The 14,514-nt window shown below is 50.7% G+C and carries 13 protein-coding genes, 4 pseudogenes and 1 riboswitch; of the genes and pseudogenes, 3 read left to right on the forward strand and 14 right to left on the reverse strand.

The window, feature by feature from the left end; genetic code table 11:
- Nucleotides 1–189: 189 nt before the first annotated feature.
- Genes FYJ45_RS11335 through FYJ45_RS33140 form a run of 3 tightly spaced genes read right to left on the reverse strand, consistent with a single transcriptional unit; the run spans nucleotide 190 to nucleotide 2,198 of the window.
- Nucleotides 190–462, reverse strand: a complete 273-nt coding sequence (locus tag FYJ45_RS11335) for a hypothetical protein (RefSeq protein ID WP_195841785.1) — start codon at nucleotides 460–462, stop codon at nucleotides 190–192.
- Nucleotides 463–510: 48 nt separating this feature from the next.
- Nucleotides 511–1,785, reverse strand: coding sequence for an ATP-binding cassette domain-containing protein (locus FYJ45_RS11340; protein ID WP_154464674.1), 1,275 nt, complete (start codon nucleotides 1,783–1,785; stop codon nucleotides 511–513).
- On the reverse strand, nucleotides 1,707–2,198 hold the full coding sequence (locus FYJ45_RS33140; RefSeq protein WP_154464675.1) for an ATP-binding cassette domain-containing protein: 492 nt from the start codon (nucleotides 2,196–2,198) through the stop codon (nucleotides 1,707–1,709). The genes FYJ45_RS11340 and FYJ45_RS33140 overlap by 79 nt, the downstream gene beginning before the upstream one ends.
- A gap of 199 nt (nucleotides 2,199–2,397) precedes the next feature.
- On the opposite strand from FYJ45_RS33140, the gene FYJ45_RS11350 reads away from it, so the two are divergent.
- From FYJ45_RS11350 to FYJ45_RS11360, 3 genes are all read left to right on the forward strand, one after another.
- Nucleotides 2,398–2,706: a helix-turn-helix domain-containing protein gene (locus FYJ45_RS11350; RefSeq protein ID WP_154464676.1), complete on the forward strand. Its 309-nt coding sequence runs from the start codon at nucleotides 2,398–2,400 to the stop codon at nucleotides 2,704–2,706.
- Nucleotides 2,707–2,747: 41 nt separating this feature from the next.
- Nucleotides 2,748–3,485 carry a hypothetical protein gene (locus tag FYJ45_RS11355; RefSeq protein WP_154464677.1) on the forward strand — a complete coding sequence of 246 codons (738 nt, stop codon included), beginning with the start codon at nucleotides 2,748–2,750 and terminating at the stop codon, nucleotides 3,483–3,485.
- 69 nt (nucleotides 3,486–3,554) lie between these two features.
- Complete coding sequence (locus FYJ45_RS11360) at nucleotides 3,555–5,198, forward strand: ABC transporter ATP-binding protein (protein ID WP_235930772.1); 1,644 nt, start codon at nucleotides 3,555–3,557, stop codon at nucleotides 5,196–5,198.
- 93 nt (nucleotides 5,199–5,291) lie between these two features.
- On the opposite strand, the gene FYJ45_RS11365 is transcribed toward FYJ45_RS11360, so the two are convergent.
- From FYJ45_RS11365 to FYJ45_RS11410, 11 genes and pseudogenes are all read right to left on the reverse strand, one after another.
- Complete coding sequence (locus FYJ45_RS11365) at nucleotides 5,292–6,206, reverse strand: cation diffusion facilitator family transporter (RefSeq protein WP_154464679.1); 915 nt, start codon at nucleotides 6,204–6,206, stop codon at nucleotides 5,292–5,294.
- A 129-nt stretch (nucleotides 6,207–6,335) separates the two neighbouring features.
- Nucleotides 6,336–6,431, reverse strand: a riboswitch (NiCo riboswitch).
- 121 nt (nucleotides 6,432–6,552) lie between these two features.
- Nucleotides 6,553–7,102: pseudogene (locus FYJ45_RS29580) on the reverse strand (alpha-amylase family glycosyl hydrolase); the annotation flags it as partial.
- Between the two features lie 48 nt (nucleotides 7,103–7,150).
- Nucleotides 7,151–7,321, reverse strand: a pseudogene (locus tag FYJ45_RS32655) (hypothetical protein); the annotation flags it as partial.
- Nucleotides 7,284–8,867, reverse strand: a pseudogene (locus FYJ45_RS11380) (amylo-alpha-1,6-glucosidase). The pseudogenes FYJ45_RS11380 and FYJ45_RS32655, both read right to left, overlap by 38 nt.
- 62 nt (nucleotides 8,868–8,929) lie before the next feature.
- Nucleotides 8,930–9,697: an alpha-amylase family protein gene (locus tag FYJ45_RS31750; protein ID WP_320620488.1), complete on the reverse strand. Its 768-nt coding sequence runs from the start codon at nucleotides 9,695–9,697 to the stop codon at nucleotides 8,930–8,932.
- Entirely contained in the window at nucleotides 9,675–10,466 is a 792-nt protein-coding gene (locus tag FYJ45_RS31755) for an alpha-amylase family glycosyl hydrolase (RefSeq protein ID WP_321170219.1), read from the reverse strand. Before FYJ45_RS31755 ends, FYJ45_RS31750 begins: the two co-directional genes overlap by 23 nt.
- The gene (locus FYJ45_RS31760) at nucleotides 10,420–10,683 is read right to left on the reverse strand and encodes a hypothetical protein (RefSeq protein WP_320620486.1); all 264 of its coding nucleotides are present in this window, start codon (nucleotides 10,681–10,683) and stop codon (nucleotides 10,420–10,422) included. The genes FYJ45_RS31755 and FYJ45_RS31760 overlap by 47 nt, the downstream gene beginning before the upstream one ends.
- A gap of 9 nt (nucleotides 10,684–10,692) precedes the next feature.
- Nucleotides 10,693–11,694 (reverse strand): annotated as a pseudogene (locus FYJ45_RS33145) (ABC transporter permease subunit); the annotation flags it as partial.
- A gap of 137 nt (nucleotides 11,695–11,831) precedes the next feature.
- Nucleotides 11,832–12,557, reverse strand: coding sequence for a beta-L-arabinofuranosidase domain-containing protein (locus tag FYJ45_RS11400; protein ID WP_154464682.1), 726 nt, complete (start codon nucleotides 12,555–12,557; stop codon nucleotides 11,832–11,834).
- 51 nt (nucleotides 12,558–12,608) lie between these two features.
- Nucleotides 12,609–13,526 carry a carbohydrate ABC transporter permease gene (locus tag FYJ45_RS11405; RefSeq protein WP_154464683.1) on the reverse strand — a complete coding sequence of 306 codons (918 nt, stop codon included), beginning with the start codon at nucleotides 13,524–13,526 and terminating at the stop codon, nucleotides 12,609–12,611.
- Nucleotides 13,527–13,537: 11 nt separating this feature from the next.
- On the reverse strand, nucleotides 13,538–14,488 hold the full coding sequence (locus FYJ45_RS11410) for an ABC transporter permease (RefSeq protein WP_021633930.1): 951 nt from the start codon (nucleotides 14,486–14,488) through the stop codon (nucleotides 13,538–13,540).
- Nucleotides 14,489–14,514 lie beyond the last annotated feature (26 nt).

The following is a 14,514-nucleotide window of genomic DNA, read 5'->3' on the forward strand; positions in this document are numbered from 1 at the left end:
TGTTCAGCCCTTGTCACGATAAATTTTCTCCTTTGCGAAAAACTTTTTTTTATTTTATCATGCATCGGCTAAATCTTCAGTGCTTATCAGTAATTTTTGTGCGAGAAATTTTCGCCTTTCAGAGCTGGACATTTATTATTGCAGGATTGATTTTATAAAGCAGCATCGGTTCTTCACATTATGAAAAAGTCAGCACCAATAATACCCTGCCTTTTCCTGTGCCTCCTGTTCACTGATGTCAAAACGGAGTTTCAGTCTTGCTACAGTCTGCTCAAAACTGACACCCAATTCCTTACAGGTTTCCACCATTCCTTGTTCTATTCCTTGTTCTATTCCTTGTTCTATTCCTTGTTCTATCCCCTGCTTTATCCCCTGAGCAATTCCATCCTCTTTTCCGTTCTTGTACTCGCTTGCACGGATTTTTCTCATTTCCTCTTCTTCGTTATATTCAAAGATTGACACCGCCGTCACCTCCGCTCTCTGTTCCGACAGGAAATCTGCCGGAATAATTTATTTAAAGTCTTCCACTATTTTGGTTGCAATTTTGTCTCTGAACCTCACATCATGTTCCACAACAAGCATTGTGGGCTGGAATTTCAGAATTAAATTTTCAATTTGTATCCTTGAAAAAACGTCGATATAGTTCAGTGGTTCATCCCAGATATACAAATGTGCCGGTGTCAGGAGGCTTCCGGCAATCAGCACTTTTTTCTTTTGTCCCTCCGAATAATTCTCCATCGTTTTTTCAAACTGTACCCTGTCCATATCAAGCTGTCTGAGGATTGCCAGAAACAGGCTTTCATCAAAATCGTTTTCCCTGCAATATTCTTTAATTGTTCCATGCAGAAAACCGGTATCCTGACTGATATATGAAATATGCAGGCCGGGACACACCATTAATTCTCCGGAAACAACAGGCTTTTCCTCCTGTCTGTCCGCGCCAATGCCACATGTGCCGCTCCCTTTTGACACAGCCAGGATCTGTTTCATAAAAGTACTTTTCCCACAGCCATTTTTCCCATGCAGGAATATCCGTTCCCCTTGTTTCAGGTTGAAGTTAAAATGGCTGATTAAGGGCAGCTCCTGATTGCGGAATTGAAAGGTGTAATCCTGTGCATATATCAACGTATCATTATAATATTTCTGTGGCATAAGCTTTAAATCAACAGATTTTTCTATATCCTGAAGAAGCCCTTCCTTCGACCTGATTTCACGTTCTATGCGGATATCATAATTTTTCCTTCTAGCCTGCATTTTCTTTGTTTTTGCTCCAATATAAGCCCGTGTATCTAAAAAACGGTCATGCTCACGTACCGGTTCAAAACCAATCTTCGTATTTTCATTCTTCTCCGCCCACCTTGCGGATCTTTCAGAAGCCCTTTTTAATGAGGAAATTTCTTTTAAATGCTTTTCATTCTCCGCTTGGGAAAACGCATCCTTGCGTGCTTTATTTTCCCACCAGCCGGAAAAATTCCCGGCCTGTACTTCGATTGATTTGCGGTTTAACACAAGTACATGATCAATAATGTCATCCAGGAAATCTCTGTCGTGGGATATGAGGATAAATCCGTTTTTTCCCTTTAAATATTTTTTTACCGTCTGCCTTGCGTCAAAATCAAGATGGTTGGTCGGTTCATCAATGATCAGGAATTCATGTTGTCCAGAAAACAATACGGCCAGCATAACTTTCATCTGCTCACCCTGGCTCAGCGTACGGAAAGGACGGTATAATATCTCCACATCACTATCCAGTTTATTCCCGCGAGCAACGAGCCAAGTAGCCATGCTTGCATGGATATTTGGCGACTGCCGCGAGGGTCAAATACCCCGCTGCTCTGCAGCGCTGCAAGTTTGATACCCCGTTGCTTGCAGCGGGGTCTTTGATTGAGTTCGCACATAACGCGCCACTCCTGAATGTCACCTTTCCAAAATTCCATAAGTTCAGATGCCGGCTTGTCAAAGTCTGCTTCTTCTACCTGATATGGGAAATAATCAAAATGAAGATTTGGCGCTGTAATAACTCCTCTGTATTCATACTTTCCTGACAGAAGCTTTGCAAATGTGGTCTTTCCCTTTCCATTTCTGCCAATAAAGCCTAGTTTCCAGTCAGTGTCTATGCCAAATGTTACATTCTCAAAAATATTATCAAAGCTTCCTTCATAACAAAAAGTGAGATCCGTTACCTGAATCTGTGCCATACACTTCACGCTCCTTTACCCGTCGTCATTATGTATGCCGGACTCTGTTACAGACCTCGCCCTCAATTTATAACCATTTACAAAACAGAAGCAAGATTCCAACTGCCTTCGTTTTCTGTTTTTTGCAATAAAAAAGGAGTTATGAGGATGAGTCACAACTTACCTTTGACGACACGAAACAAACTGCATCACAGCTTCCATGCAGTTGCGTTTAACATTATTAGATAATATACGCTCCTGCCGCAAAACCATGGGATTTACCCAGGAACAGCTGGCAGAAGCGATGAATGTCACTGTCGGAGCGGTTTCAAAATGGGAAAGCGGAGCCACCACCCCGGAGCTTTCCGTCCTTCTGGAGCTGGCGGCGCTGTTTGAGGTTTCCGTGGATGCGCTGCTGGGCTACCATGTCCTGGATTCACAGTCGGAGCAGGCCGTGGAATCGATACGGGATCTGATGCAGGGAAAAAAGTATGATCAGGCGGTCCATGAGGCAAAAAAGCGCTGCTGAAGTATCCGAACCGTTTTGAGGTGGTCTGGTGCGCGGCGGAATTGTATCAGACTATTGGCTGTGAGAAGCGGGAATCCGCCGCCACCCGTAAGGCACAGGAGCTGTTAAAGCACAGCCTTTGTCTGCTGGATCAGAATAAGGATGAGGCAGTGGATGAAGCGGTTGTGAGAAATCAGCTGGCACAGACCTGGGCCGATCTGGGGAAACCGGAACGGGCCGCCGAGGAGTATAAAAAGTATAATTATGCCGGCCTGAACAACAGCTCCATCGGTTTTCTCCTGACTCTTTGCGGGCGCTATGAGGAGGCAGGGACTTATCTGTCCTCTGCTGCCGTAAATCACTTAAGCGGCCTGATCCGGGTCGTAATGGGAATGGCAGATTGTGCTACCCATGAAGGGAACCTGTCCCAGGCCCAGGAGCTGCTTTCCTGGATGCGTTCTATTCTTTCCGGTTTGAGGATACCGGGAAAAGTAAGCTATCTGGATCGGGCCGAGGTTATCCTGCTCAGCCGCCAGGCCCGTTACAGCAATGCCGCAGGCGATATGGCCGCGGCGGAAGGTTACCTGCGCAGGGCAGCCGGCCTGGCCCTGCGGTTTGATGCATCGCCGGAATATGGTATGGAAAATATACGCTTCTGCCATACGGCAAAGCCGGTTCTTGTTTACGACAGCTTTGGCCGCACGGCGTTTCAAGATCTAGAAGACAGTCTGCTGCATGGCGGGGAACCTGACTCCTCTTCATTACAGGAGCTATGGAGGAAAATAAAGGATGAACCATGACGCAAAATACCAGCGGAAAATGCTGGTAAGACAGTTTTTTTGCATAATTATGGAACAGCGTTTTTGGGAATGCTGGCAATGGTTTTGAATACGGTTCTGAATCTCGCCATTGCCTGGCAGATGCAACAGCTGATAGATATCGCGGCCGGGAACGGCGCGTTTCTTACCATGGCCCAGTTGTGTGCCGTTTTTCTCCTCTCCTTTGCATTGATGGGGGTGATTATGGCGCTCAATGCTTATGCCCGTCCGATATTTTTAAAGCGCGCCCTGCAACAGTACCGGGACTATGCTTTTGCCAGGCTGACCGAAAAAAGTGCCTTTGCATTCGGCCGGGAGGATACTTCGGCTTATCTTTCCGCACTGACCAATGATACGCTTTCCCTTGAAACCAATTATCTATCCGCATTATTTACCCTTCCGGCCAATGTGCTCATGCTGGTTGGTGTTCTGGGCCTGATGCTCTCTTACAGCCCGCTTTTGACCCCAGCGGCTTTGACGGTCTCCCTTCTCCCGCTTGGCGCTTCCCTGCTGGCCGGAGGACATCTTCCGGCGCAGGAAAAAAGGGTGTCTGATGCAAACGGAGCCTTTCTGGCAACGCTGAAGGATATGCTTTCCGGTTTCCCTGTCATTAAAAGCTTTCAGGCGGAAAAAGAAGCCCTGCGGCTTTTTTCGGAAAGCAATGCAGCCCTGCAGCAGGTGAAATGCCATGCCGCCCGCACTCGTACCGCTTTACAGTATATAGGCGGCGCTGCGGGGAGTCTGACGATTTTCACCGTATTTTTGCTGGGAGCGGCGCTTGCGCTTTCCGGCCGCGGCGTGACCGCAGGGGTAGTGATGGTTTTTGCCCAGCTGATGGAAAGCTTTGAATCCTCTCTGTCCGTAATTCCACAGATATGGGCAAACCGGAAGGCCGCTGATGCGCTGATTGACAAGCTTGCAGCGGCTTTGGCAGCTCATGCGTCCTCCGGCGGTGTTCCTGCGCCGTCTGTTCTGAAGGATGGTATTACGGTGCAAAGCCTCAGCTTTGCTTATAATAACGAGACGCCTGCGCTGCAGGATATCAGCTTCCGGTTTGCGGCAGGCGGGAAATATGCGGTGGCAGGCGGATCGGGAAGCGGCAAATCCACACTGCTGAAGTTATTGCAGGGAAGCAATGACGGATACCGGGGAAGCATTCTTTATGACGGGAAAGAACTGCGGACGCTCCGGCCTGATTCCCTGTATGATTTACTGTCCGTAATACAGCAGGACGTGTTTATTTTCAACAGCTCTGTACGGGATAATTTCACCATGTTCCGGGATTTTCCCTCCGGAAAGGTAGAACGGGTCATACGGCTGGCGGGGCTGGAGGGACTGATTAACGCACGGGGCGCAGACTGCCCTTGCGGTGAAAACGGGAACGTGCTGTCAGGCGGAGAACGGCAGAGAATTTCCATCGCCCGCAGCCTGCTACGGGAAACGCCGGTGCTGCTTGTGGACGAAGCCACGGCTTCCCTGGATCCGGTGACCGCCTTTGGTGTCACAGATTCCATTCTTTCCCTGGACGGCCTGACACGCATTCTGGTCACACACCGGCTGGAGGAAGCCATGCTGCGCCGCTGTGACGGGATCCTGGTGCTGAAAAACGGGTGTCTGGAAGAGTTCGGCGCCTTTGACGAACTAATGGACAGAAAAGGCTATTTTTATTCTTTGTTCATGGTATCACAATCATAAATATAAAATGTATACAATCTGTTTCTCTTTTTTTAAAGACGTTTTATAAAAAGACGAAAAAGGACCTACTGCCCTGCACATTTATCCGGATATTTAGTCGGATGGAATCTTGCTCTCCTTCTCTTTGCCCAGTGGATTAACATGCACCATACAGTGTTTCACCTCAGGAATCGCATTCTCCACCGCAAGATGCACCGCTTCCGCCGTCCGGTGGGAATCCGTCAGGCTTTTGGAGCCGTCCATGGAGATCTCCACATCCACATAAATCCGGGAGCCGAACAGCCTTGTATTAAGCAGGTCAATCTGCTCCACGCCGTGAATGCCCAGGATTGCGGCACGGATTTTTTCCGCAGTTTCAGCGGGACAGGCTTTATCCACCAGCTTATCGGAGGCATCCCTGAAAATTTCCAGAGCGGCCTTTTCAATAAAAATGCAAATAACCATCCCTGCTGCCGGATCAAGAACAGGAAAGCCCTGCCTGGCGCCCAGAATCCCTGCAAATGCGCCCACAGACGAAAGGGCGTCCGAGCGGTGATGCCAGGCATCCGCCATGAGCGCGCCGGATTTGATCCTGCCTGCGGCGCGTTTTGTAAACCGGAACATCCATTCCTTAACGGCAATCGAAATGACCGCGGCAAGAAGCGCCGCCATGCCCGGAACCGCAAGTGAACCGCCCTCCGCAATCCGTTTCATTCCCGCGGCGCCGATGCCAATGCCGGTGGCCGCAAGGATTACGGCAAGGAGAAGGGAGGCCACGCATTCCATCCGTTCGTGTCCGTAGGGATGGCCGCTGTCAGGTCTTTTTTCCGCAACCGTCACACCGGCTATCACAATCAGTGTGCTGAAGACGTCGGAGGCGGAATGGACTGCATCCGACACCATGGCTCCGGATTGTGCGGCTATGCCCACGAACAGCTTGAACAGAGTAAGGACGGCGTTGACTGCGATACTGATAATTGATACCTGCATGGCAGTCCTGTAATTCCTGTTTTGATTTCCCTGTTTCATAAATAACCCCGTTTCCCGCCGTAACCGGCGGCCTTAAATCAGTCTGAGAAAAATGCCTGGCTCGTAGCTGTGAAGGAACGCAACCGCTGTCCGGCCTCATAAAAAAAGCATCTGCGGGAACAGCGTGTATACTGTCCCGCAGATGCTTTCAGCTTTCTGCTGCCGCTAACGGCCCGGCTCCATGAGCCCGGTGAATAAGCTCGCTGCCTGCTCAGTTTGTACTGTATTTTTATGCAGTGCAAAAAGTATTGTTCTTTATTCTATGCAGGCCATAGAGATTATGTTCTTTTTAATAATATATGACAGCTGTTCAGGCGCAGCCAAACGGTCATGCTTTTTCTTCATTTTATCGATTTTTCCGTCTGATCAGCGTCCCGCCCGGTTCCAGCAGGCGGTCATGGAAGCCTCTGGAAAAAAGGACTTCGCCGCCCTCCTTTATTTCCATCATTTCCCGGGAGCAGTTCAGAAGCACTTCAACTTCCCTTCCCGCTCCGTCCAGCTTAATATATTCCACACATCTGCCGCTTGAATATTCATTGGGAAAATGAAAATACAGGCTTCTGCAGGCAGGCTCCGTGCGCCGCAGTAAAATCAGCTTTCGCAGTGCGGCTGTTTTTTCCTGATTTTCCGGCAGCTCCAGCTCTTCCCAGGGCATGCATCTGCGGCAGTCCGGATCATGCCCGCCCTCCATGGCAATTTCCGTCCCATAGAAAATGCAGGGGCTTCCCGGCATTGTAAACAGTACCGCCAGCTGCTGGTAAAAAATATCCAGGCTGTGAAAACGGTTCATCAGCCGTTCCGTATCATGAGAATCCAGCAGGTTGAACATCACGTTATTGTTCTGCTACATGTACATGGTAACAGCGGTTGACCATGAATTCAAATTCTTCCCCGGTCCAGGTTTCCTTTCCGCCAAGGATCCCCGCTTCAAAGGGATCCCCGTAGTGGATGAAAACCTTTTTCACATCATAGCCGGTTTTCAGGTTGATGATCAGCTCCCTTTCGTTGAGTGGATAGCTCATCTGTTCCGATGTTTTATGATAAATACCTGTAAATTCCATGCATTCTTCCTCTTTTTTACTGTGCGCCGCCCTGCAGCCGTTCCAGTTTTTCATAGGCACGAAGCAGTTCTCCCACGCTCCAGGCCTGGGCAAAGCAGCCTTTGGAGGAAACGGGATTCAGCCCGTAGATTTCCGGCAGTTGGCCGATGCAGCCCTCCCTCATGGCGCTTTCCAGCACCTCCAGCTGGCTGCGCACCGTTTCTGCGGCTTTGATGTCTAAGTCGTGCACCTTCAGATAAGCCAGGTAGTGCGCACCCAGAGGAAAGGCCCACACAGTGCCCTGATGATAGGCCATATCCCGTTCCAGCATGGGACCTCCGTAAAAAGGATGGAACTGCGCATCCCCCATGTCCAGGGTTCTCAGCCCATAAGGGGTATACAGCTTTTCGAACACCGTTTCCACCACACGCTTTTCTTTGTCCCGATCAAGCATGGTAAAAGGGAGGGATACCGCCCAGATCTGATTGCAGCGGATCTGCACATCCGCAGGAGTTCCGGATACCAGATCCTTCAGGCATCCCTTCTCCTCCAGCCAGAATTTATCGCAGAATACGGCTTTCACCTTCCCTGCAAGCACCCCATAGCCGGGGTCCTTACTGTGCAGCAGTTCATAGAAGCGCTCCATGATGCGCAGGGCATTATACCAGTAAGCGTTGATTTCCACCGGCTTTCCATGGCGCGGCGTGGGGAGGATATCCCCCACCCTCACATCCATCCAGGTCACCTGGGCCAGGCCCTCTCCGGCCTGAATCAGGCCGTCTTCATCCATACGGATGCCAAAGTCCGTGCCGTTTTTGTAGCACTTCATAATCCGTTCCATGACAGGATACATTTCCCGGACAAATACGGCATCCTTGGAGGCTTCATAGTACAGATACACACAGTTGATGAATAAAAGCGCCGCATCAGCCGTGTTATACATGGGTTCCCTGCCTCCCTCGGGAAACAGGTTCGGCATCAGGCCGTCACGTTCATTGACGGCAAAGGTACGCAGAATCTGCCTAGCGATTTCATATTGTCCTGTGAAAATACAGATGCCGGGAAGCGCGATCATGGTATCCCTGCCCCAGTCCTCAAAAAAGGGGAAGCCGGCCAAAATGGTTTTCCCACCGGTGGATTTCCTGCGCGTTCTGCGTCCCCGGCTCCATTTCATATATGATTTCCAGCGTTCCGGTCTCCCCGGCAGCCACATCCAGGGTGAGAACATGATTGGCCATGGCTCGGCCTGTTTCCCTTCTGCCGTCGCCTCCTTGCATATTTCCACGCCGTTTACAAGGAATTTCCATACGGGCGTGTCTTCATAGGTAAAGGAGGACAGATACCGGAAGCCTTCTTCCCTTGTGCCATCGGCAAATTCCTGGCTGGAGAGGACGTAAGTGTCTTCCTCCTCCGGCGCGCCTGTAAAAAGCCGTTCCTTCAGCCGGTGCACCATATTATAACGGTGGTTCGGAGCCTGTGTGCATGCCATCAGGAATGCATGATCGTTCCGGGTGACCGAACCGGTCATTGTCATGGAAGAAAAACCGCCCAGCCCGTTGGTCATCAGATAGCAGTTTTCCTGGCCCCGTTCCAGTGTTTTAAAGTCCTGTTTTCCGTAAATAACTTCATATCGTCTCCTATCCGTAACGGTCCGGATGCCGGCCGTCACTCCCGTCCTTCCTTTTATCTGCCTGAAAATAAATCTGCCGGACAGTTCTTTTCATCTGCCGCCGTCTTTTCCAATATCAAAATGCTTCCGGGGGCGGCTGCAATATTGGCGCCTGCCCTGACCGGGCTTTTCCATAGAAAGCTGCTTTCCCCATCGGCCAGAAGCTCCCATGTCCCCCTGGGAAGCGTGAGCCTTTCCGGCGTACTTTTGCTGTTGTATACAATGCAAAGGGTTTTCCATCGGCAGCTGCGCTCCTCCGCCCGGTTGTCAACGAAGAATCCAACCGCTCCAGGCTTATTCCAACGGCCAGATATCCGCTGTACAGCATTAGGTGCTTTGTCACAAAGGCCGGGCAGCTGCTTCCGCAAAGCGATCAGGCCTTTATAGTACTCCACCAGCTCCTGCTCCTGCAGGGACTTCGTCCAGTCCAGGCGGTTCAGGCTTACAGGGGCATTATAGGTGTTATCCAGGCCGTTTTTGGTTCTGGCGAACTCTTCCCCGGAAAGGAAGAAAAGGCTGCCCTGACAGGTCATGTAAATCCCCGCCGTAAGGCGGCAGGCTTTTCTGATATCCGCCCCTTCCTCCAGCGTGGAAGCAAGCTTATCATAAAGCGTCTGGTTGTCATGGGCCGACACATAGTTAAGGATCTGGGAAGGAGCCTTCACAGGAATGGCTTTCCCGCCGCACCAGGCAGAGACACTGTCAAGGATTTCCTCTTCCAGCCCCGACCTTCCGTTAATGAAGCCCGGTTCCTCCGGCTTAAGCGCAGCGGAAGCCGTCAATATGGTATTCCTCCGCCCAATACAGGACGGAATCCAGCAGGTATGAGGCGCACATGGGCCGTTCGCTGGCAATGTCATTGCCGCAGGCGGAGCCGTTGGAAACGCTGCCGTCTTCATGCAGACGGTAATAATACCACGGCACCGTCCGCTGAAACCAGGAATCCAGGGAATAGGTATGGTTATAGACCACGTCCATAATCACACGGAAGCCGTTTTTATGGAGGGACTGTATCATTTCCTTCATTTCACGTATCCGTACCTCGCCGCGGGCAGCGTCCGTGGCATAGGAGCCTTCCGGCACATTGTAATTTACCGGATCGTAGCCCCAGTTAAAATCTGCAGGATCTCCCGCTTCATCCACTAATCCGTAGTCAAAAACGGGCATCAGCTGGATGTGTGTGACCCCCAGCTCCTTCAGATAGGGAATGCCGGTGGGATGCTTTCCCTCTGCGTTCAGGGTGGTGTCCTCACACAGAAAGGCTTTATATTTCCCCCGGTATTCCGAAGGGAAACCGCCGGCCGGATCCCAGGAAAATTCTTTTACATGCACCTCGTAAATAATGCATTCCGCAGGCTGTTCCGGGGCATGATCCTCTTCCCCCCCCCCGATGGGATTGGTTAAGCTTAAATCCACGCCCATGCTTCTGCGGCCGTTTATGCCGCAGGCTTTTGCATAAGGGTCTGCGGTCCGTTTTGTTTCACCGTCAATTCGTATTTCATAGTCATAGTAAATGCCGTGCAGGTTCTTCTCCGTCCGAAAGGCCCACACCCTTTTCCTCTCTGTCCATGGGCTGCTGCAGGAAGGGTTCTCCTTTGCCGCCGTCCCGGTACAGGTTCAGTGTGATTTTATCCGCAAAGGGGCTCCACAGCAGGAAGGAAGTTTCCTTCCCGCTGCAGGCCGCTCCCAGATCCTTCCCCTGGTAAGTATACTGCGCCTGAAATGCAGGCTCCAGATAACAGGCTTTCCATTGTTGTGCTGTCTTCATGTCTTATCCTGTATAAATAATGATCGGCTTGCTTAAGGGCAGCGTGATTTTACTGAAAATCTGCCATCTGGTGCAGCCGTCCAGCAGCGCCGCCTCGTCTATGGCCGTGGGAATGGTGTCGAAGAAGCCCTTCGCTATCTGGAAGGATAAGCCCGCGCCGCCGGAATACACCAGGATGAGCGCCAGGCGTATCAGGTTCCCTTCGGTCAGTCCCAGCGCCTTCAGGATAAAATATACGGCAATCATGGACATGAAACCGGGAAACAGCCCGAGGATCATCGCCATATTCACAGCGCCGTTTGGCTGCAGCATGGTTTTCATAATCAGCAATGATACGAACATGGGAACCGCACAGGACAATACAAAGCATAACCGCCAGAAGCCTTTGGCCTTCGTCTCCTTCCTGTTGATCATCAGGGAAAGTATCATTCCGAAAATGTAGTTGCTGAAGGTGGCGAAAAACGCCCACACAAGCGTCCAGGCCAGAACGTACCAGAAGGTGCTTCCCAGAATACTGCCGGAGTCGAACAGGGCCCTGAAATTTTCCAGACCGACCCAGTCAAAAAGCATGAGGTGATTGCCTATTTTACTGTAGTTGGTAAAGGCCATGCAGATCATGAAAATCAACGGCAGCACAGCGAAAAGGAAGATAAAGTGACCGGCGGGGTCATTAATAATCTGTGCAGATTTTCATGGAGCAGTGTCTTTAAATCCTCACGGAAAGTATTGATATGCTTTCCCCTCTTTTGCCAGGCACTCGGCTTTATAGGCGCTCCTCAGCGCGCCGCGCCAGGTGCAGATCATCAATGCAGTCAGAAGCAGGGTTGCCACGCCGTAAAGCAGAATCAGCACCGACTGGTCCCCTTTTGTGTACAGATACACCTGGCTCGCTTCATCCCATATTTCCTGCTGGGGTACGGTTCCCAACGAACCCAGCATACGGACAAAGCCGATGCCGCTCACTGCCATAAAAACCAGGTAGGCCGCCTCTGCCGCCAGGAGTGGGATCCCAGGAATCCTTCAGCATCTCGCCCAGAAACCCTTTTTCATCCGCAAACAGGCACTCCGCGGGGCCGTAGCCGCCTGTGGCATAGGTATGCTTTTCCGTCACAAGCGCATAGCCGTTTTCCGCGGCGTCCAGATACTTCTTATCCCCCGTCGCCAGGATAGGCCATTGCCGCGCTGGAAAAGCTGTTGACCTGACTGTTGACCTGACTGTAGGCATGCCTTGGCCCAATGGCGGGATCGTGAGCGTTCAATTTATCCCACAGGTAGGTATAATCCCATTCCCTGGCAAAATCCAGATATTTCTTCTCCCCGGTCAGCAGATAAGCCCGGTACAGATTCTCAGGAAGCGTGTACCACTCAATCATGTCATTATCACAAAGCTCCGGCCCCTGAAGGCCGTCCCTTGGGATATCCCGCTTGAACCGCCGGGCGGCGCTGTCCGTCAACGCGGAAATATAGGCAAGCGCCGGCTCATAATGCAGAAACTCATACATATCGAGAAAGCCGCCCAGCAGCTTTTCGTAGACGTAGGTGCCATTGCAGTCGATGGTTTTCGCGCTGGCTGCAGCACATCTGCCCCATTCCTCCGCCAGGAATACGGCCTTCTCCTTCAGCCGGTAATCGCCCGTTACCGCGTACAGCTTGGCGAAGGCGCCCAGTTTCTGGCCGAAAGTGGAAGCGCCGTTTCCATACCAGCCCATCAGGCTCTCCCCAGGAGCGTCCAGGCCGGCTGTTTTTCTGAAAATATGCAGCAGGGAATCATTGGGAATCGCCAGATAGGTTTCTATGGTTTCCCTTCTCTGACGCTCCCACAGACTGTTCTTTAATTCCACTCCCTGATATCTGAAATCCCTTAATTTTTCCATACCCTTTCCTTCCTGCCGCCCGGGCGGCAGTTTCCCTTCTTCTTATAAAAATCAGCCCTTTACCGCTCCGATCATCACGCCTTTTTCAAAATACTTCTGGATGAAGGGATACACACACAGGATGGGCAGCGTTGATACGATGATTACCGCGTATTTCACCTGATCCGCAGCGCCCTGGGCATAGCCGCCCTGTACGCTTCCCACGCCGCTGGAGAACGCCTGGTTCAAAAGCAGGATTTCCCTCAGGATAATCTGCAGAGGCGCGTTTTTGGAATTGCTGTTAAACAGCAGCGCATTGAAGAAATCGTTCCAGTGGAATACGGCATAATACAGAATCAGCACGGAAATAACCGCTTTGGACAGCGGAAGCACCACCTTGACAAAATAGTTGAAATAGGAGCATCCGTCCAGCACGGCCGCCTCGTAGAGATCCTCCGGAATGGAAGTTTCTATGAAGGTTCTTGCGATAATAAGGTTATAGGTATTGACCGCCACGAAAATGATCAGAATCGTTTTTGTGGAAATCAGTCCCAGCGAGCTTACCGTCATGTAAAGGGGCACCAGCCCGCCGCTGAAGAACATGGTGAACACAAAATAGAACATCACCTTGTTCCTTGCCTTGAAACCCCTTCTGGAAAGCGCATAGGCCGCCGGCATGGTGACCGCCATATTCAGGATGGTTCCCGCCACCACATAGAGTATGGTATTGGCATAACCGGTCCAGATACGCGCATCCTCCGCAATCTGCTGATAGCCGTAAAAAAGGATGTCCTTCGGCCATATGGTCACCTTCCCCAGATTGACCAGATTGGAATTGCTGATGGAGGCGATGATAATAAACCACAGCGGATAGGCTATGACGACAAAAACAAAGATGCTGAGGATGATAACAACTGCGCCGAACAGCCTGTCCTGCCAGCTGGAATCCCTTTTCACTTTTTTTGCAGGTCTTATTTTTTTATCTGCCATTTTTACTCCTCCTACATCAGACCGGTGCCGGTGGACCGTTTGGAAACATAGTTGGTTACCAGCAGGAATACAAAGTTGATTACCGTGTTAAACAGACCGACAGCCGCGCCGAAGCTGAACTGTGAGGACTTGATGCCCACCGTATATACATAGGTGGAAATAACCTGGGAGGCCCCCAGATTCAGGCTGTTCTGCATCAGGAAAACCTTGTCGAAGCCTACGTTGAGAATATTTCCCATGTTCATAATCAACAGGATCATGATAGTGGGCAGAATCGCCGGAAAATCAATATGTATCATCGTCTGCCACCGATTCGCCCCGTCAATTTTACAGGCGTCATACAGCTGGGTATCCACTGAAGACAGGGCGGCGATGAAGATGATGCTGTTCCAGCCCATGGTCTGCCAGACGCCGGACAGTACATACAGGGGAACAAAGCAGGATTCCTTTCCCAGAATATTGGTGTTCCGGGATACGATATGAAGGCTTTTCAAAAAGTTGGCGATTACGCCGCTGTCGTTTGCAAACATGATATTCAGCATGGAAACAAGGACGACCACTGAAATGAAGTACGGGATATATACGGTAGTCTGCACCGTCTTTTTCCATTTGGGGCTGCGGATCTGATTGATGATCATAGCCAGGATAATCGGCGCGGGAAAGCCCACAAGAATACTGGTGGCGGAAATGACGAAGGTATTTTTCAGCGTGGTAAAAAACATGGGGCTTTCAAAATACTGCTTAAAATATTTCAGGCCCACAAATTTTCCGCCCGTGATGCCCGCGGTAAAGCTGTATTCCCGGAACGCCAGCTGGATCCCGTACATGGGGACATAACAGAAAATCAGGATATACAGCATGGCGGGGAACAGCATGACCCACAGCTGCCAGTTATGCTGTATATATTTTCCAAAACCCCGGCCCTGGCCGGTTACAGCATTCTTTTTTTGTTTAGCACTCATACGATCTCCCTTCCTTTAGACAGAAC

It is taken from the genome of Eisenbergiella porci (genome assembly GCF_009696275.1).
Lineage (GTDB): Bacteria > Bacillota > Clostridia > Lachnospirales > Lachnospiraceae > Eisenbergiella > Eisenbergiella porci.